The sequence below is a fragment of the Micromonospora sonchi genome, from assembly GCF_014646235.1.
GTDB classification, from domain to species: Bacteria; Actinomycetota; Actinomycetes; order Mycobacteriales; family Micromonosporaceae; genus Micromonospora; species Micromonospora sonchi.
This window is the reverse complement of record NZ_BMNB01000013.1, coordinates 160,926-179,140: the sequence shown is the minus strand read 5'-3', so window position 1 is coordinate 179,140 and position 18,215 is coordinate 160,926. Positions and strand designations below refer to the sequence as shown.

15 protein-coding genes and 1 pseudogene are annotated in these 18,215 nt (G+C 72.2%); 7 read left to right on the top strand and 9 right to left on the bottom strand.

The genetic code is table 11. The features are described 5' to 3' along the window. Positions 1–149: 149 nt before the first annotated feature. The 7 genes and pseudogenes from IEY61_RS16255 to IEY61_RS16225 all read right to left on the bottom strand — a co-directional run bounded on the left by IEY61_RS16255 (position 150) and on the right by IEY61_RS16225 (position 10,184). Positions 150–1,217 (bottom strand): succinate dehydrogenase/fumarate reductase iron-sulfur subunit, encoded by a 1,068-nt coding sequence (locus IEY61_RS16255; RefSeq protein ID WP_189045090.1) that lies wholly within the window; start codon positions 1,215–1,217, stop codon positions 150–152. 107 nt (positions 1,218–1,324) lie between these two features. Beyond that, positions 1,325–3,226 (bottom strand): annotated as a pseudogene (locus IEY61_RS16250) (fumarate reductase/succinate dehydrogenase flavoprotein subunit); the annotation flags it as partial. Positions 3,227–3,238: 12 nt separating this feature from the next. Then, entirely contained in the window at positions 3,239–4,045 is an 807-nt protein-coding gene (sdhC, locus tag IEY61_RS16245) for a succinate dehydrogenase subunit SdhC (protein ID WP_189045086.1), read from the bottom strand. A 257-nt stretch (positions 4,046–4,302) separates the two neighbouring features. After that, complete coding sequence (locus IEY61_RS16240; protein WP_229705948.1) at positions 4,303–5,814, bottom strand: TldD/PmbA family protein; 1,512 nt, start codon at positions 5,812–5,814, stop codon at positions 4,303–4,305. After that, positions 5,811–7,247: a TldD/PmbA family protein gene (locus IEY61_RS16235; protein WP_189045084.1), complete on the bottom strand. Its 1,437-nt coding sequence runs from the start codon at positions 7,245–7,247 to the stop codon at positions 5,811–5,813. The genes IEY61_RS16240 and IEY61_RS16235 overlap by 4 nt, the downstream gene beginning before the upstream one ends. 79 nt (positions 7,248–7,326) lie before the next feature. Beyond that, on the bottom strand, positions 7,327–7,875 hold the full coding sequence (locus IEY61_RS16230; protein WP_189045130.1) for a Uma2 family endonuclease: 549 nt from the start codon (positions 7,873–7,875) through the stop codon (positions 7,327–7,329). Between the two features lie 164 nt (positions 7,876–8,039). After that, positions 8,040–10,184, bottom strand: a complete 2,145-nt coding sequence (locus IEY61_RS16225) for a S9 family peptidase (protein ID WP_189045082.1) — start codon at positions 10,182–10,184, stop codon at positions 8,040–8,042. Positions 10,185–10,270: 86 nt separating this feature from the next. On the opposite strand from IEY61_RS16225, the gene mshB reads away from it, so the two are divergent. The 3 genes from mshB to IEY61_RS16210 all read left to right on the top strand — a co-directional run bounded on the left by mshB (position 10,271) and on the right by IEY61_RS16210 (position 12,194). After that, the gene (gene mshB / locus IEY61_RS16220) at positions 10,271–11,197 is read left to right on the top strand and encodes an N-acetyl-1-D-myo-inositol-2-amino-2-deoxy-alpha-D-glucopyranoside deacetylase (RefSeq protein ID WP_189045080.1); all 927 of its coding nucleotides are present in this window, start codon (positions 10,271–10,273) and stop codon (positions 11,195–11,197) included. A gap of 14 nt (positions 11,198–11,211) precedes the next feature. Beyond that, the gene (locus IEY61_RS16215; RefSeq protein ID WP_189045127.1) at positions 11,212–11,652 is read left to right on the top strand and encodes a hypothetical protein; all 441 of its coding nucleotides are present in this window, start codon (positions 11,212–11,214) and stop codon (positions 11,650–11,652) included. A 77-nt stretch (positions 11,653–11,729) separates the two neighbouring features. After that, entirely contained in the window at positions 11,730–12,194 is a 465-nt protein-coding gene (locus tag IEY61_RS16210) for a hypothetical protein (RefSeq protein WP_189045078.1), read from the top strand. A gap of 145 nt (positions 12,195–12,339) precedes the next feature. On the opposite strand, the gene IEY61_RS16205 is transcribed toward IEY61_RS16210, so the two are convergent. Then, on the bottom strand, positions 12,340–13,338 hold the full coding sequence (locus IEY61_RS16205; RefSeq protein ID WP_189045076.1) for a GNAT family N-acetyltransferase: 999 nt from the start codon (positions 13,336–13,338) through the stop codon (positions 12,340–12,342). A 78-nt stretch (positions 13,339–13,416) separates the two neighbouring features. Here IEY61_RS16205 and fdxA point away from each other — a divergent pair, with 78 nt between their 5' ends. Both fdxA and dapC read left to right on the top strand, forming a co-directional pair. After that, entirely contained in the window at positions 13,417–13,743 is a 327-nt protein-coding gene (fdxA, locus tag IEY61_RS16200; RefSeq protein WP_189045074.1) for a ferredoxin, read from the top strand. Then, complete coding sequence (gene dapC, locus IEY61_RS16195) at positions 13,740–14,849, top strand: succinyldiaminopimelate transaminase (protein ID WP_308424575.1); 1,110 nt, start codon at positions 13,740–13,742, stop codon at positions 14,847–14,849. The genes fdxA and dapC overlap by 4 nt, the downstream gene beginning before the upstream one ends. On the opposite strand, the gene IEY61_RS16190 is transcribed toward dapC, so the two are convergent. Beyond that, the gene (locus tag IEY61_RS16190; RefSeq protein WP_189045072.1) at positions 14,836–16,680 is read right to left on the bottom strand and encodes a M48 family metallopeptidase; all 1,845 of its coding nucleotides are present in this window, start codon (positions 16,678–16,680) and stop codon (positions 14,836–14,838) included. The genes dapC and IEY61_RS16190 overlap by 14 nt on opposite strands. Positions 16,681–16,841: 161 nt before the next feature. On the opposite strand from IEY61_RS16190, the gene IEY61_RS16185 reads away from it, so the two are divergent. Together IEY61_RS16185 and IEY61_RS16180 are read left to right on the top strand one after the other, a co-directional pair. Further along, positions 16,842–17,060, top strand: coding sequence for a hypothetical protein (locus IEY61_RS16185; protein WP_189045070.1), 219 nt, complete (start codon positions 16,842–16,844; stop codon positions 17,058–17,060). 114 nt (positions 17,061–17,174) lie between these two features. Then, positions 17,175–18,212, top strand: coding sequence for a prephenate dehydrogenase (locus IEY61_RS16180; RefSeq protein WP_189045068.1), 1,038 nt, complete (start codon positions 17,175–17,177; stop codon positions 18,210–18,212). The last annotated feature ends 3 nt before the right edge of the window (positions 18,213–18,215 follow it).

Genomic DNA, 18,215 nt, shown 5'->3' with positions numbered 1-18,215 from the left:
GGCAGGTTTCGCGATCAACATCGCCGCTAACCTCATGATCAACGCGGAGAGGGGGGGAGGGGGGGGAGGGGGAGGGGGGGAGGGGGAAAGGGGGAAGGGGGAGGGGGCCGGGGCGGATGCCACGGCCCCCTCCCTGGGGTTTTGGGGGGTTAGTGCTTTTCGTCCTGTTCGGGGTGCGCGAAGTTCAGGTGTTCGGGGGGAAGAGGGAAGGTGACGTCGTCGCCGAAGGGGGAAGGGGCTGCGGCGCGGTCGAAGGTGAGCTCCGTCAGGGGGAGTCGGCCGCTCGCGTCCACCGCGGGGGCGGTCGGCTTCGGCACCTCACGGTGCCAGTTGACGCCCTGCTGAGCCTGCGTCTCCGACTTGACGTCGTGCGAGCCGCCCGCGTGCGAGTGGGTACCGCCACTCGGAGCGTGGGAGCGCACGGCGCCTGGGGAGTGTTCGCTGGTCACGAAGGTCTGAGGCACCTGACCCCTCCGGAAGATCTTGCTACCGAGCCACACAAGAGGATCGTACCTGCGGTCGACGACCCGTTCCTTCATGGGGATGATCCCGTTGTCGGTGATCTTGATGTGCTCGGGACAAACCTCGGTGCAGCACTTGGTGATGTTGCAGAATCCGAGGCCCTGTTCCGACTGCGCGTACTCCTTGCGGTCGCTCTTGGCGTCCAGCGGGTGCATGTCCAACTCGGCGGCGCGGATGAAGTACCGCGGCCCGGAGAAGGCCGGTTTGTTCTCGTCGTGGTCACGGATCACATGACAGACGGTCTGGCACAGGAAGCACTCGATGCACTTGCGGAACTCCTGCGAGCGCTCCACGTCGACCTGCTGCATCCGGTAGTCCCCGGGGGCCAGGTCGGCCGGCGGCGCGAAGGCCGGGGTCTCCCGCGCCTTCTCGTAGTTGAACGACACGTCGGTGACCAGATCCCGGATGACCGGGAAGGTGCGCAGCGGGGTCACCGTGATCGTCTCGTTCTCCTCGAACGTCGACATCCGGGCCATGCAGCCGAGCTTGGGCATCCCGTTGATCTCCATGGAGCAGGAGCCGCACTTGCCCGCCTTGCAGTTCCACCGGCAGGCCAGGTCGGGCGCCTCGGTGGCCTGCAACCGGTGGATCACGTCGAGGACGACCTCGCCCTCGTTCACCTCGACCGTGTAGTCCTGCAGGTCGCCACCGTCGGCGTCGCCTCGCCAGATCCGGAACTGGCGCTTCGTACCCATCAGCGATTCTCCTTCTCGGCGGCGCCGGCACCGGTGTCGGCACCAGCAGCGGTGGCGGCGGCGGTGGCGGCAGCGGCGGCGGCCTCGGTGGCGGCGGCATCGGCGGCGGCGAGGGCGTCGAACTCGGCGAGCTCCTCGTCGGTGAGGTACTTGGCCAGCTCCGCGCGGTCGAAGAGGTTGAGCAACTCGGTGCGAATCTTCGGCAGCGGCTTGCGGTCCAACCGGACGGTGTCGCCCTCCAGCGAGCAGACCAGGTTGATCCGTCGCCACTGCGGATCCATCGTGGGGAAGTCCTCGCGAGTGTGGCCGCCGCGCGACTCGCGGCGCTCCAGCGCCGCCTTGGCGGTGCACTCCGAGACGACCAGCATGTTGCGCAAGTCCAGCGCGAGGTGCCAGCCCGGGTTGTAGCGCCGGCCGCCGGCCGCGCTGACCTTCGCCACCCGCTCGCGCAGCTCGGCGAGCCTGCCCAGGGCGTCCTCCAGCTCGTTCTCCCGCCGGATGATTCCGACCAGATCCCCCATCACCGCCTGGAGGTCCTGCTGGAGGGTGTACGGGTTCTCGCCGGTGTCCCGCTGCAACGGAGCCAGGGCCGTCTCCACCGCGGTCTCCACCGTGCTCACCGCGACCCGGGGCCGAGCGGCGAGCTGGTCGACGTAAGTGGACGCGTGACCACCCGCCCGCTTGCCGAAGACCAGCAGGTCGGACAGGGAGTTGCCGCCGAGCCGGTTGGAGCCGTGCATGCCGCCGGAAACCTCACCGGCGGCGAAGAGGCCACGCACCGAGCCGTACGCGGCACTGCTGTCCGGGTCGACCTCGATGCCGCCCATCACGTAGTGGCAGGTCGGGCCGACCTCCATCGGCTCCTTGGTGATGTCGACGTCGGCCAGCCCCTTGAACTGGTGGTGCATCGACGGCAGGCGACGGCGGATCTCCTCGGCCGGCAGCCGGGACGCGATGTCCAGGAAGACGCCGCCGGCCGGCGTACCCCGACCTGCCTTGACCTCGCTGTTGATCGCCCGGGCGACCTCGTCGCGGGGCAGCAGCTCCGGCGGACGTCGGTTGTTGTCCGGGTCGGTGTACCAGCGGTCCGCCTCCTCCTCGGTCTCCGCGTACTGCTTGCGGAAGACGTCGGGGACGTAGTCGAACATGAACCGCTTGCCCTCGGAGTTCTTCAGGATGCCACCGTCACCGCGTACCGACTCGGTGACCAGGATGCCCTTGACCGAAGGCGGCCAGACCATGCCGGTGGGGTGGAACTGGAGGAACTCCATGTTGATCAGGGTCGCCCCGGCGCGCAGCGCCAGCGCGTGACCGTCCCCGGTGTACTCCCACGAGTTCGAGGTGACCTTGTAGGAGCGGCCGACGCCGCCGGTGGCGAGCACCACGGCGGGCGCCTCGAAGAGGATGAACTCGCCGGACTCCCGGTAGTAGCCGAAGGCGCCGGCGACCCGGTCACCGTCGAGCAGCAGCTCGGTGATGGTGGTCTCGTCGAAGACCCGGATCCGCGCGTCGTACGAGCCGTGCGTGCGCTTGTCCTCCTGCTGCATCGAGACGATCTTCTGCTGGAGGGTGCGGATCAGCTCCAGGCCGGTCCGGTCGCCGACGTGCGCCAGCCGGGGGTACTCGTGCCCGCCGAAGTTGCGCTGGGAGATCTTGCCGTCCTTCGTACGGTCGAACAGCGCGCCGTACGTCTCCAGCTCCCAGATCCGCTGCGGCGCCTCCTTGGCGTGCAGCTCGGCCATCCGGAAGTTGTTGAGGAACTTGCCGCCGCGCATGGTGTCGCGGAAGTGCACCTGCCAGTTGTCCCGGCTGTTCACGTTCCCCATGGCCGCGGCGGCGCCGCCCTCGGCCATCACCGTGTGCGCCTTGCCGAACAGCGACTTGGAGATGATGGCGGTCTTCTTGCCGGCCAGCCGGGCCTCGATCGCCGCGCGCAGGCCGGCGCCGCCGGCCCCGATCACGACGACGTCGTAGTGGTGTCGTTCGATGCGAGTGGTAGTGGTCGTCATGTCAGGAGGCCCTTAGTTGATGAACCGCAGGTCGGAGACCCACCCGGCGGCGACGGACATGACGTAGAAGTCGGTCAGCGCCAGCGTGCCGAGGGTGATCCAGGCGAGCTGCATGTGCCGGACGTTCAGCCAGGAGACGAAGCCCCAGGCCCGGTAGCGCACCGGATGCTTGGAGAAGTGCTTCAGCCGCCCGCCGATGATGTGCCGGCAGGAGTGGCAGGAGATGGTGTACGCCCAGAGCATGATCACGTTGCCGAGCAGGATCAGGTTGCCCAGGCCGAACCCGAAGCCGTCGGGGCTGCGGAAGGCCAGGACCACGTCCCAGCTGTTGATCAGCGAGATGATCACCGCGAAGTAGAAGAAGTAGCGGTGCGAGTTCTGCACGATCAGCGGGAACCGGGTCTCACCGCCGTAGCTGGCGTGGCCGTCGGGCACCGCGCAGGCCGGTGGCGAGAGCCAGAACGACCGGTAGTACGCCTTGCGGTAGTAGTAGCAGGTCAGCCGGAACAGCAGCAGGAACGGCAGGGTGAACGCGGCGTCCGGGATGATCCACCAGCCGGGCAGGTACTGCCCGAAGTGGGAGGCCTCCGGCAGGCAACGGTCGGTCACGCACGGCGAGTAGAACGGGGTGAGGTAGCCGTACTTCTCGACCCAGTAGTAGTCGTGCATGAAGACCCGGACCGTCGCGTACGTGATCCACGCGCCGAGCCCGATGACGGTGGCCAGCGGCGCCAACCACCAACGGTCCGTCCGCAACGTCTTCGCCGCGATGGCGGCGCGTGCCCGCGCCCCTCGCGGTTTCGTTGCCGATGATGTCATTCGTGTCGTCTCCCTGACGGGGCCCTCAACGGGCGGCGGAACACTACCGGCCGGCATGCGGACCGGCGAACCACCGCCCGCTTGCCGGGTCACGCGCACACCAACGACCGCGCCGGGCGTACCGGAGCAGCTAAGTGACACACGTTACGCCGATCTAGGCGGGCCGTCCGCGCAAGGCAGTGTCCCGTGTGTCCCGCCCTTTGGAAAGCCTCCCGTCAAGATCATGATGTGAGCGTACGGAAAAGATCGACCAGCGGTCAGCCGGACGCGCCGCCGGTGAAATTCCAGGAGGCCAGCCGCAGCGACGGCGCCTCCCACCAGGCACCGTCCCAGCGATCCGGTAGGCGGACCGAACGCCGGCCCACCTCCAGCACCGCGCCCGGCCCGAGCGCCCGCGGGTACGACTCGGTGAACCGCAGGTCGCGTACCGCCCGGGTCACCCGACCGTCCTCCACCAACCAGACGCCGTTGCGGGTCAGACCGGTGACCACCAGGCGCTTCGGTTCGAGCACCCGGGTGTACCAGAGGTCGCTGACCAGCAGGCCGCGCTCCATCCGGGAGACCAGGGCGGCAGTGTCCGCATCGGTCACCGCGCCGGCCAACGGGTCCACCCGGCCCGGCCCGCCCGCGTCGCCCCCCGCGCCTCTGGCGCCGGTCGTGTTGCCGGCCGCGCCTCTGGTGCCCGTCGCGTCGCCGGCCGCGTTCGTGCCGCCCGCGCCCTTGGTGCTGGCCGTTCCGGCCGTGCCGGACGGGACGAGGCGCAGATTGCGCGGAATCGGGCCGAAGGTGGCGCTGCCGGCCCGGGCGTGACCGGTCGACTCGCCGCCGGACTCGGCGGCGCTGCGCCGGTCGTGCACCACAGCGGTCGTGGTGCCCGCGTCCACCAGGGTCAGCGCCCGAGCCGGGGTGCCCTCCAGGTCGAACGGCAGCCCGGAAACGCCCAACGGGTCGTCGACCAGGGTCACCGCCCGATCGAGCTGGGCCACGCCGGGCTCCGCGAACGACTGCCGCTCGGCGTACCGCTTGCCGTTGAAGCCGTACCAGGCCAGGTTCTCCAGCAGGTCCGCCACGGCGGCCGGCTCCAGGACCACCGGGTACCGCCCGGGCGGCAGCTCCACCGGGTCGGCCGCGGCCCGAGCCTTCGCCGCGGCCCGGCGCCCCAACTCGGCGCCGTCGAGATCGGCCAGTCGGTCGACCCAGCGCCGGGCCGTGCCGTCCGCGCCACCGACCCGGGCGATCCCGTCCATCGCCGCCTCGGCCGCGTACCCCTGCGCCGCGTGCCCCGCCGAGTTCGCGAACCCGGTCGCGCGCAGCGCCGTGCGGCAGTAGCCGGCGGTCTCCAGCCCGCCGGCCGCGTCGACGAACGCCCGGACCAGGGCGGCCCGTTCGTCCGGCCCGGCGTACCCGGTGGCCGCGTCCCACTCCGGCGAGGCGGCCACCGGCGCGGGCGGGGTGAGACCGGGCCAGGCCGGGTCGGGCGGGGCGAACCGGGCCATCGCCAACACCCGCTCCACCAGCGCGCGCAGGTCGTCGGGGACAGCGCCGTGCGCGCTGCCGGCGGCGGTACGCCCGTCGAGGTGTACGCGCAACTGGATCTCGCTGGCGGACTCGGCGACGTTCTGGTGGATCGCGGAGTTGGCGAACCGGGTCAACGCCAGCTCGGACCGGGTCACCAGCACCTCGGCCTGCGCGCCCGGCCCGGCCAGACGGGTGACCAGCTCCACCACCTGACCGGCGACGTCCAACTCGGCCCCGTCGGCGGCGGTCACGCCCGCACCCCCACCCGGACGTTGCGGAACCGGGCCGGCGCGGCCGGGTGCCCGGTGTGCCCGATCTGGCCGGGCTGGCCCTTGCCGCAGTTCGGCGTGCCCCAGGAGACGATCTCGGCGGAGAGCATGTCCATCGAGCGCCAGAAGAGCGGCCCGATGCCGGTGTAGGTCGGGTTGCGCAGCATCCGCCCCCGTCGGCCGTTGCGGATCTCCCACCCGATCTCGCAGCCGAACTGGAAGTTCAGCCGTTTGTCGTCGATGGACCAGGAGCGGTTGACGTCCATCAGCACCCCCTCGTCGGTGGCGGCGACGATCTCCTCCAACGTGTGCGGGCCGGGCTCCAGGCCGACGTTGGTCATCCGCACCATCGGCAGCCGTGCCCAGCCGTCGGAGCGTACGCTGCCGCCGTAGTCCAGGCCCGCGACGGCGGCCGAATCCCGCCCGGCCAGCACGCCCACCCACCGCCCGGCGCGCACCGCGTCGCGTTTGACCGCCGGCGAGCCCTCGTCGTCGTAGCCGAAGCTGCCCAACGCACCCGGGATGGTCGGGTCGATGGTGATGTTCATCAGCTCGGAGCCGTAGCGCAGCGAGCCCAACTGGGTGAGATCCAGCCAGGAGGTGCCGGCGAAGGCGGCCTCCCAGCCGAGGATGCGATCCAACTCGATGGCGTGCCCGACCGACTCGTGGATCTGCAACGCCAACTGCTCGCCGCCGAGGATCAGATCGGTCTCGCCGGTGGGGCAGAGCGGCGCGGTGAGCAGCGCCCGCGACTCCTCGGCGATGCGTGCGGCGTGGGCGGTCAGGTCGAGCGAGTCGACCAGCTCCCAGCCGGTGGTGCCGTACTGGCCGCGGTAGCTGGGCCAGGATCGCCGCTGGGTCTCGCCGTCGCCGATCGAGGTGGCCGAGATGCCGGCCCCGCACTCGCGGATGCGCTGGTCGATGCGGTGCCCCTCGCTGGAGACGAACCACTTCGCGGTGTCCCAGATCTGGTAGAGGCCCTCGGTGAGGTCGGCGCCGTGCTCGGTCATCGTGCCGGTGGCGGCCACCAGCAGATCGCCCTTGGTGGACAGCGAGACACCGAGCGGGTCGACCTCGCAGGCCGAGGACCAACTCGCCGTGGTCGGCGTGGAGTCGATCAGGTCGACCGCCGGGCCGGGGACCAGGCCGCTGGCCGCGGCGGTGCGAGCGGCCCGGTGGCCGGCGTCGCGCGCGGCCCGCGCGGAAAGCTCCGATACGGCCTGGAAACCCCAGCTGGAGCCGACCAGTGCGCGTACGCCCAGCCCGAGGCTCTCGTCCTGGGTGAGTTCCTCGACGTCGCCGTTGCGGGCCGACATCGACTCGTAGCGTCGGTGCATCACCCGGGCGTCGGCGTACCGGGCGCCCGCGTCCAGCGCCGCCTGCACCGCGGCGCCCGCCACATCGAACTCGCTCACGCCGGCGCTCCACAGTGCCCGGGTTCCGCTCGCTGCCGCTCCACCATGGCCCGACCCTAAGCGAACGGACCGACATTCGTCAGGGGACGAGATCCTCCGGCCGGATCGTCGCCCGGACCGGCGACCGTAGTTCCAACACCTCGCCCCGCTTGACTGCCTGCGCTTCCTTGTAGTGGCCGAATTGTCGGCGGTACAGGCGAAGTTCGCCGGCACCCTGCTCGACCAGCAGGTACCACTCGATGCCTGCGGCCGCGTAGTAGTGCATCTTGAGCACCCTGTCCGTGGCGGCGTTGCTCGACGAGATGATCTCGCACACCAGCCGGACGTCGGCCGCCTCGATGTACGGGTTGTCCAGGTCGACGGGAACGGTGACGACCAGATCCGGGATCGGCACGCGTCCCGGCCGGAGCCGGACGTTGACCGCCTCCAGCAATTCCAGCCCGACGGGCTCGGCGGCAGCCTCCAGGATGTTGCCCAGTTTGCGGGAGATCCGCTGGTGGCGTGGGGTGGGGGCGGGTGTCACGTGCAGGCTCCCGTCGAAGAGTTCAACTCGCTGGGAGGTCTCGCCGAGGGCGAGGTACTCCTCCTCGGTCCACGGGCCTTCGTGGTCGAACACCGCCACGGTCATGGTCACCTCCGCTCGTACCGCCGGGATTCTGCCTACGTCGCCGTACCCATGCTCGCACCCATGGTGCGACGGCGTTGGGAGGTAAGGAGGGGCCCCTTATTAACAGGCATCTGTTAATAAGGGGCCCCTCCTATGCACGAGGCGTTAATAGGGGGCCCTTCCTTTCACCCCAGGTGGGTGCGGAGGAAGGCGAGTTCCAGGCGGAGGAGACGTTCGGTGAGGCCGCCGGCGGCCATGTGGGTGGCACCGGTCAGCGGCAGCACCGAGTGTGGCCGGCCGGTGGCCAGCAGCGCCGCCGACAGGCGCAGCGTGTGCGCCGCCACCACGTTGTCGTCGACCATGCCGTGCACCAGCAGCAGCGGCCGGGCCTGCGCCGGGTCGGTGACCGGCTCGGCGGCCAGTTCCAGCAGCGAGTGGTGCGCGTAGATGTCCTCGCCGTCGGCCGGCAGGCCCAGGTAACGCTCGGTGTACGCGGTGTCGTACAGCGCCCAGTCGGTGACCGGCGCCCCGGCGATCCCGCAGCGGAACAGCTCCGGGTGGCGCAGCACCGCGAGCCCGGCCAGCCAGCCGCCGAACGACCAGCCGCGTACGGCGACCCGGCCGAGGTCCAGGTCCGGGTGCTTGTCGGCGAGCGCGTGCAGCGCGTCGACCTGGTCGAGCAGGATCACGTCGGCGACCCGCCGATGGATGGCCTTCTCGTAGGAGGGCGCGATGCCCGGCGTGCCCCGGTTGTCGATCACCACCACGGCGAAGCCGGCGTCGGCCCACCACTGCCGTTCCAGCCAGGCCGCCCGCGCGGCGACCACCTCCTGGTGGCCCGGCCCGCCATAGACGTCCAGCAGCACCGGCAGCCGCCGGCCGGTCACGTGGTTGTCCGGGTAGAGCACCGCCGAGGGCAGCCGCCGGTCGGTCACCCGTTCCAGCAGCGGCAGCGGAGAGTACGCGGGAGTGGCGGCCAGCGACCGCAGGGTGCCCACTTCCCGGTCGCCCTGGGACACCGTCCACCGGGTGCCCGCGTGGTCGAGCGAGGCGCTGCCGACCACCAGGGTGTCCCCACCGACCGCCGCGACGTGCCAGCCGGCGTCGGTGCTGAGCCGCCGGGCGTCCACGCCACCGCCGATGCTGGTCCGTACCCGGTACAGGTGCTGCTCGCTCGGCTCGCCGTCGCTGGCCTCGACCAGCAGGTCTGCCGGGCCGGTGCCGGCGGACAGCCGGCCGACCACCCGGCGCACGTACAGTGAGGGCGGGGTGAGCAGGGTGCCGTCGGCGAAGAGGCACCGCGCGTCGTACCCGTCGTGGGCCAGTTCGCCGCCGACCAGTACCCGCCCGTCGGGCAGGTGGGCGGGCGTACCCGGGATCGGATCGACCCAGCGCGGGTCGGCCAGTTCGGCGTGCACCTGGGTCTCGCCGGTGCGGGGATCGACCGCCAGCACCAGGCCGTGCTGCTGCGAGCGGCGCAGCACGGTGATCAGCGGGGCACCCTCGGCCCACTGCACGGCGGTCAGGTAGGGGTAGGTCTCCCGGTCCCAGTGCACGTCGACCCAGCCGCCGTCGAGGTCGAGCAGGTGCAGACTGACCTGCGCGTTCGGACCACCCGCCACCGGGTACGCGACGCTGACCGGCGGGCTGGCCGGCTGTGCCGGGTCGTGCAGGTGCCAGCGGGGCAGCCGGGACTCGTCGACCCGGGCGGCCAGCACCGACCGCCCGTCCGGCGCCCACCAGTATCCGCGGTGCCGCCCGAACTCCTCCGCCGCGATGTGCTCGGCCAGCCCCCAGAGGACCCCGGAGTCCTCGCCGGCCAGGACCGTGTCGGTACCGTCGGCGTCCACCACCCGCAGCTCGCCCCGGCGCACCCCCTCGGCGGCGTCCGTGACGTACGCCAGTCGCTGACCGGTGGGGTCGGGCCGGGGGTCGAGCACCGGCCCGGCGGCGGGCACCTCGATCACGTCGCCGTGCACCAGGTCGACCCGGAACAGCCGGCCGGCCAGCGCGAACACGGCCACCCGACCGGCACCGTCGAGGGCGTACGAGCCGATGCCGGCGGCGTTCAGCCGCAGCCGCTCGCGGCGGGCCCGTTCCCCGGGGCTCAGCGCGCCGGGGTCGGCGTCCGCGCCGAGCAGGGTGGCCGGGCAGGCGAGCAACTGCTCCTCGCCGGTGGCGACGTCCAACAGCCAGAGGGCGTCGGCCGGATCCTCCGGTCCGGCGGAACGCAGAAAGACCACCCGAGCGCCGTCGCCGGCCACGGAGACGGCGCGCGGCGCCCCGTGGCTGAACCGGCGGGTGCGGGCGGCCAGCTCGGGAAAGTCCACAGGCCAGATCGTAGGCGGGCGTCGAGCGCAATGTGAGCGACCTGCGCGGACGCGTTGGAGCCGACAGGCGCAAACCGCCGGTTAGAGTGACCTGCGTGACGACGCTGCCTGACCGCCGCCTGCTGCTGGTCCACGCGCATCCCGACGACGAGTCCATCGGCACCGGCTCGACCATGGCCCACTATGCCGCCGCCGGCGCCCACGTCACCCTGGTCACCTGCACGCTGGGTGAGGAGGGCGAGATCCACGTGCCGGAGTTGGCCGGGCTCGCCGCCACCGAGGCCGACCAGCTCGGCGGGTACCGGGTCGCCGAACTGGCCGCGGCCTGCGCGGAGCTGGGCGTCACCGACCACCGTTTCCTCGGCGGCGCCGGCCGTTACCGCGACTCCGGCATGATGGGGCTGCCCACCAACGAGCACCCCCGCGCGTTCTGGCGGGCCGACCTCGACGAGGCCGCCGGCCACCTGCTGGAGGTCATTCGGGAGGTACGCCCGCAGGTGGTGATCACCTACGACGAGAACGGCTTCTACGGCCACCCCGACCACATCCAGGCGCACCGGGTGGCGATGCGGGCCGTCGAGCTGGCCGACGCCGAGGGGATCGCCCCGACGAAGGTCTACTGGACGGCGATGCCGCGCAGCGTCCTGGAGGCGGGCATGTCGCACTTCGAGGAGTCCTCGGACAACCCCTTCGCCGGCATCTCCGACGCGACCGAGCTGCCCTTCTGCACCCCGGACGAGCAGATCGCGGCGCGCGTCGATGCCACCGAGCAGCACGCCGCGAAGGAGGCGGCGATGCGCGCGCACGCCACCCAGATCCCCGCCAACTCCTGGCTGTACACGATCGCCGGCAACTTCGGCGCCGAGTTCATGGGGGTGGAGTACTTCACCCTCGCGAAGGGGACGAAGGGGCCGGGCAGCGGACCGTACGGCTGGGAGTCGGACCTTTTCGCCGGGCTGGATTCCGCCGGCGCGCCGGATCGCAGCCCGGTCAGCTCGGCCGGCCAGCGGTGACCCTCTCCGCCGCGATGTCGGTCGCCCCGCAGGAGCCGGCCCCGCAGCCGCCCCGGCCGGTCCGGCTGCGGCGGTTGGTCGACCGCGGGCTGCGGTCGGCCGGCGGGCTGGTCGCCGTCGTCGGCGGGGCGGTCACCGCGGTCCTGGAGCTCCTGCTCGCCCCGCTGCGGATCGGCGGCTACCCGATCGGGGTGGCGGTGCTGGTGGCCGTGGTCGCGAACATCGCGCTGAGCTGGTTCGCCATCGAGACGGTCGGTCGCCGCTGGGCGGTGGCGCTGCCGGCGTTGCCGTGGGTGGTGATCATGGTGGCCGCCGCCGACCGGACCGCCGAGGGTGACGTCCTGCTGGTCGGCAACTGGGTCGGGCTCACGCTGGTGGTGGCCGGCGCGATGACCTTCGCGGTGGTGGCGTTCCGGTCCATCGTGGCTCCGCCACCGGGTCCCGGCCGGTACTGACGCAGTCGCGTCCCAGATGGTAGATATTCCTGCCAGGAGACCCGCCATCCGGGCGGGAATGTGGCGGGAGGTGTGCGATGGGGCAGCGGTGGCGCGTGCTCGTGGCGCTGGCGATCGCGCTGTTCGCGGTCAACGTGGTCGCCCGGCTGATCATCCGGTTCGCCTTCGACGGTGACGAGATGGCTGCCGATCGGGTGACGCTCGGGATGTTCGTGGTGATCGGGCTGATCCTGGGCGGGGTCGCCTTCAGCTGGGGTCAGCGGCGTCCGGTGAGCCAGTGGGGCGCCGAGGTGGCCGGCGCGATCGGCGGGGCGCTCCTGCTGACCATGCTGGTCGGGCCGTTGCTGGTCGGCCAGAGCCCGTTCGCCGCCGGCAGCGCGACCTTCTTCTGGCAGGTCGTGCTCTACCTGCTGGCGGCCAGCGCCGGCACCATCCTGGGCTACCTCCTGCTCACCATGCTCGGTCGCGACCACCGCTCGCAGGCCCTCAAGCGCTACGCCGAAGGCGCCGGCACCAAACCCCGCCGAATCATCCGCCGCTAACCCCCCACCCCCCACCCCCCACCCCACCCCCCACCCCCCACCCCGCACCCCGCACCCCCCACGCGTCCCACCACTCGCGTCCGACCCGCGTTGATCATGATGTTGGCGGCGAAGTTGATCTCCTCAACTGCCGCTAACCTCATGATCAACAGGGTGAGGGGGCGGGGGTGAGTGGGGAGATGCGGGTGAGGTAGGTGTGGTGGGTGGTGAAGCCTAATTTGCGGTAGAGGGCGCAGGCGGGCGTGTTGCGCTGTTCCACCTGGAGGAACGCGTCGGTCGCCCCGACCTCGGCGGCCCAGTCGGCGAGCGCCCGGATCACCCGGGTGGCGAGTCCCTGCCGGCGTGCGGCGGGCAGCACCTCGATCAGGCACAACCCGAGCCAACGCCCGGAGCCGGTCACCGTGCCGCGGCCGATGGCGGCGAGCGTGCTCCCGTCGTACACGTGGGCGAAACGGACCTGGTCCACGGCGGTGAGCACGTGCCGGGCGGCCTCCGGCAGGTCGCCCTTGCGCCCGGCCGCCACCGCGAGCCAGTCGTCCGACGGCGCGGCGGCCAGCTCGACCACCCACCCACCCGGCGCCGCCGCGAGGTCGGCCGGCCCGCCTGTCGCGGCGATGAGGGCGGCCAGCGGCATGGTCTGCACCAGCACCGGGGGGCGGCTGTCCCAGCCTCTCCGGTCGAGTTCGGCGCCGACCGGCGCGGCCAGCGGCAGCGGCGTGTTGACCAGGGCCGGCTGGCCTCGGTCGGCGTACCAGCGCTCGACCGCGTCGAGCGCGGACGGCAGCGGCCGGTCCGGGTCGCCGACGGGCAGGGCCGAGTTGGCGCGACCCGTCCAGCCGTCGGCGGCGCGCAGCAGCCAGTCGCCGAGCCGGGCCCGGGTGGGCGCCGGCCACGCCTCGTCGGCGGCGAGTTCCAGCTCGGTGACGGCGGTGACGCTCGGCCGCCGGTCGGCGGGCACCCGCTTCGCCCGGTGCACCTCGGCCAGCGGTACGCGCAGCCGTCCCTGCCGGGTGGTCAGCGTGAGATAAGTCTCGGTCAGCTCGACCAACTCGCCGAGGGCGTCGGAGTACACCGGGCGACCGGCGCGTAGACCCACCACGCGGCGGACCACGACCCGGTGTCCCACGTCCCGCTCTCGGAGCACGATCGACCTCCCCCCGGCGAGATACTAGGCTCTTAGCGTCGCGTGTGATCGCGGCGAGTCTTGCGGAGGAGAAGACCGGTGACCTACATCATCGCCGAGCCGTGCGTGGATGTGCTCGACAAGGCATGCATCGAGGAGTGCCCGGTCGACTGCATCTACGAGGGCAACCGGATGCTCTACATCCACCCCGACGAGTGCGTCGACTGTGGTGCCTGTGAGCCCGTCTGCCCAGTAGAGGCGATTTTCTACGAGGACGACGTTCCCGAGCAGTGGAAGGACTACACCGCCGCGAACTACGAGTTCTTCGAGGACCTGGGCTCGCCCGGTGGTGCCGCCAAGATCGGCAAGGTGGGGAAGGACACGTCCTTCGTCGCCGCGCAGCCGCCGCGCGGCGAGGGCCACTGAACCGGCCCGCGCCGGTCTCGTCGCGCCTGCCCGAGTTCACCTGGGACGCCCTGGGCGCCGCGGCCGCGCTGGCCGCGGCGCATCCGGACGGACTGATCAACCTCTCCATGGGTACGCCGGTCGACCCGGTCCCGGAGGTGATCCGGCGGGCCCTGGCCGACGCGTCCGACGCACCGGGTTACCCGCTGACCGCCGGCACCCCGGCGTTGCGTGCCGCGATCGCCGCCTGGGTGGCCCGGGCCTGCGGCGCCGGTGTCGACGGGCTCGGGGTGCTGCCGACGATCGGCTCCAAGGAACTGGTGGCCTGGCTGCCCACGCTGCTCGGGATCGGGCCGGGCGACATCGTGGTGGTGCCGTCGATCGCCTATCCGACGTACGAGGACGGGGCCCGGCTGGCCGGTGCCACCACCGTACGCGCCGACTCGCTGACCGCCGTCGGCCCGACTACCCGGGTGCGCCTCGTCTGGGTCAACTCGCCGGGCAACCCGACCGGCCGGGTGCTGCCCGCGACCCACCTGCGCAAGGTGGTGGACTGGGCCCGGGAGCGCGGCGCGGTGGTCGCCAGCGACGAGTGCTACCTGCCGCTGGGCTGGGACGCCGAGCCGGTGTCCGTGCTCTCGTCGGAGGTCTGCGGCGGCTCGTACGACTCGGTGCTGGCGGTGCACTCGCTCTCCAAGCGCTCCAACCTCGCGGGCTACCGGGCCGGCTTCGTCGCCGGCGACCCGGCGTTGGTCGCCGAACTGCTCAAGATCCGCAAGCACGCGGGGATGATCGTGCCCGCGCCGGTGCAGGCGGCCATGGTGGCCGCGCTGACCGACGAGCGGCACGCCGAGGAGCAGCGGGAGCGCTACCGGGCGCGGCGGGAGACGCTGCGCGCGGCGTTCACCGGTGCCGGCTTCACCGTGGAGCACTCCGAGGCGGGGCTCTACCTCTGGCTGACCCGGGGTGAGGACTGCTGGGACACGGTCGACTGGCTGGCCCGGCGCGGCATCCTGGTCGCTGCGGGCGTGTTCTACGGTCCCGGTGCCCGGCAGTACGTCCGGGCGGCGCTGACCGAGTCCGACGAGCGGATCTCGGCCGTCGCCGCCCGCCTCAGTTCTCGTTGATGCGTTCGAAGACCTTCAGCAGGTTGTCCCGGCTGTGCTTCTCCAGCAGCGCGCTGCCGTACAGCTCCTTCATGGCGATCACCTGGCCGTCGTGCAGCGTCAGCTCGGCCCGCAGCGGGATCTCCCTCGTCACGTTCACCGACACCGTCTCCTCGTAGGGCAGGAAGCGGTGGCCGGCGGCCAGCTCCGCCACCGGTGTCGACTCGAGCAGGGCGGTGAGGCGCTTCTCGCCGTCGCCGGCCTTGCCGGGGCTGCCGACCAGGATCAGACCGCGGTCGAGGATCAGCAGGTCGTGCTCCACGTCGTCGATCTTCACGTTGCCGATGGCGCCGATCACGCCGGCGTTGTCGGCGGTGGCGCGGCTCTGCACCACGGTCGCCACGGCCGGGTCGACGCCGAGTTCGGTCAGCCGGGCCAGCGCCTCGTCCAGGGTCTGCGGGTCGACCGCGAGCTTGGCGATCTCGGCGAGCTCCAACGGCTCGCCGTCGGTGCCGACGAACGCGGCGGGGCCGGTCCAGGACAGCTGCCAGCGGGCGCGGCCGGCGCGGACGGCAGCGTTGTCCAGCAGCATCTCCATCGGGCCGGCGAAACGGACCGCCGCCTCCTTGCGGGTGGCGTTGTCGAAGAACTGCTCGGCGAACTCGCCGAGTCGGCCCTCGCGTACCAGGTCGAGGATGGTGGTCAGGCCCGGCTGTTCCGTACCGGTGAATCGGGCGGCCGCCCGGTAGATCCCGTCGACCTGCCGCTGCATCCCGGCGGCGATCGACGCGTGGGTGAACTCCGGCCAGGGCAGGACCTGACGGTCGCCCTGCTCGACCACGGCGCTCTGCAGCCGTCGGCCGGCATCGAGGACGTCGGTGAGCATGATCGCGGCCGGGCGGTCGTCCGCCGTGCCGGAGACGGCGGGCAGCTGTGCCATCGCGTCGATCCGGATGCCGATCGGCGGGTGGGTGTCCCAGCGCGACGGTTCCCGGTCGGGTGCCTCCTGCCGGAGTTGGTCGATCTGCTCCCGGCGGCCCTGGAGCAGCTGCCCGAAGCCGCCGAAGAGGTCGTCCGGGGCGAGCCCGGCCTGCCAGCCGGACTGCACGTACGCGCCCATGTAGAAGTTCCAGGCGGCGTCGAGCGCGGGCAGGCCGAGTAGCGCGGAGGTGGCCGCCTCGTGGCCGGCGAGCTGCACCGAGGCGCGGTCGGCCTCCAGCTCCTGCCGCCGCGAGGCGGCGTTGTCGACCAGCAGGTACAGCTTGGCGTAGCCCCGGAAGACCAGCCCGACCGGGTTGCGCGGCTTGATCCGCTCGATGGTGGTCCCGATCGCCAGGCGCCCCCGGTAGGCGACCGCGCCGAGCCGGGTGTGCTGGCCCGAGTAGTGGCCCAGTTCGTGCGCCAGCACCGAGCGGAACTGGTCGACCCGCAGGCCCAGCAGCAGCGGCAGACCGACGTACAGGGTGCGTCGTCCGCCGACCAGGCCGAGCAGTCGGCTCTGCTCGCCGACCGCCGCGTTCACCTCGGGCACCAGCCGGATCTCGTCCGGAGCCCGGGTGCCCACCGCGGCGGCCAGCTCGCGGACGGTGGCCCACAGCTGTGGCGCGTCCCGCTCGTCGAGCACCAGGCCCGGCGCCGGCTCGTTCCTGGTACGGATCGCCTTCCAGAGCCCGACGGCCACCGCGCCGAGCGCGGCCACCAACGGCAGCATCAGTTTGCTCGCCGCCAGGCCGTTGGTCTTGCTGGCGATCCACCAGAAGAGCGCGGCGACGATCACGAGTTGGAGCAGCGCGACCACGTAGAAACCGATCAACATGACCACCGAGGCGAGTGCCCGGTATGTCGCGGCCATGATTGTGTCCTTCCCCGTCGAAGGCCCGTCCTGAATGGCGGGCAGCGCACGGGACCGTACGACGTGGATATTTCTCGGACAACCCCCTTCCGGTCCGGGTCGGCCGACTCTACGATCTTGCCGATCGCTGCCGGTGATCGCCACGGGGAGAGGAGCCGGGCATGTGGCCGTTCAAGCGCCGAGCGAAGCATCTGGAGCCACCCACCCTGCGGGTGGACCCGGCCGAGGGTGACCCGACCGCGCGGGCGTTGCGCGAGGCCGCGCAGCGGCGCGACTGGCACACCATCCGGGACCTGCTCACCTGGCAGTACATCAACAGCGACGACCCGGTGCAGCAGTTCACCGCCTGGCGCGAGGACGCGCGGGCCGCGGTGAGCTGACCGGCGACCCGAGGCGTTCCGGCCCGGCACGACCGGGGGCGGGGTGGCCGGGCGATATCCTCGCCCGGTCGGGCCGTCCGGCCCGGCAACGAGCGGCGACGTCGAGGGGTGCGGATGGTGGACGGACCCGATGCGCCGTTGCGGGCGGCGGTGGTCGGCACCGGCCTGATCGGCGGGTCGATCCTGCTTCGGTTGCGCGCCGTCGGGGCGGACGTGATCGGCTGGGACCCGGACGAGGCGACCCGCCGGCAGGCCCGGTCGGCCGGCGTACCGATGGCGGAGCAGCTGAGCGACGCGGTGGCCGGGCGGGACGTGGTCTTCCTCGGCGGGCCGCTGCCCACCCTGCCGGCGACGCTGGTCGAGGTGGCCGCGGCGACCGGTGCGGAGTGCCTGCTCACCGACGTCGGCAGCACCAAGGCGGAGCTGACGGCGTACGCGGCGGCGCAGGGCCTCACGCACCGGTTCGTCCCCGGTCACCCGATGGCCGGCACCGACCGGGCCGGCCTGGGCGCGGCGCTGCCCGAGCTGTTCGACGGTGCCGCGTGGGTGCTCTGCCCCGCGCCGGAGGGGTTGGCCGCGTTCCGCCGGCTCGCCGCACTGATCACCGAGGTCTTCGCCGCCGGAGTGGTGCCGATGGCGGCGGATCGGCACGACGCCGTGGTCGCCCTCGCCTCGCACGTGCCGCACCTGCTCGCCGGGGCGCTGGCCGGTGCGGCCGAGCGGTCGCCGCTGCGCGACGCGGTTCGCGCCCTGGCCGCCGGCAGCTTCCGCGACGGAACCCGGGTCGCCGGCACTCCGCCGCAGCGGACGGCGAACATGCTGACCGGCAACCGCGAGCAGGTGCTGGCCGCGCTGGCCGGGGTCACCGAGTACCTCGACGAACTGGCCGCCGCGCTGCGGGCCGGTGACGCGGCCACCCTGCACGCCCGGTACGCCGAGGCCGGCACCACTCGCCGGGCGCTCGCCGCCCGCCGGTACGACGAGCAGACCCGGTCGTTCCGCACGGACGTCGCGCCGGACGACGAGATGACCTGGCTCTGCGGGCTCGGCTTGACCGGCGGCCACCTGACCGCCTGCCGAACCACCCCCAGCACCGTCTCCTACACCGTCCACCTCCCCCACCCCACTGACCCGGCGGCACCGTTAGGGTGAGGG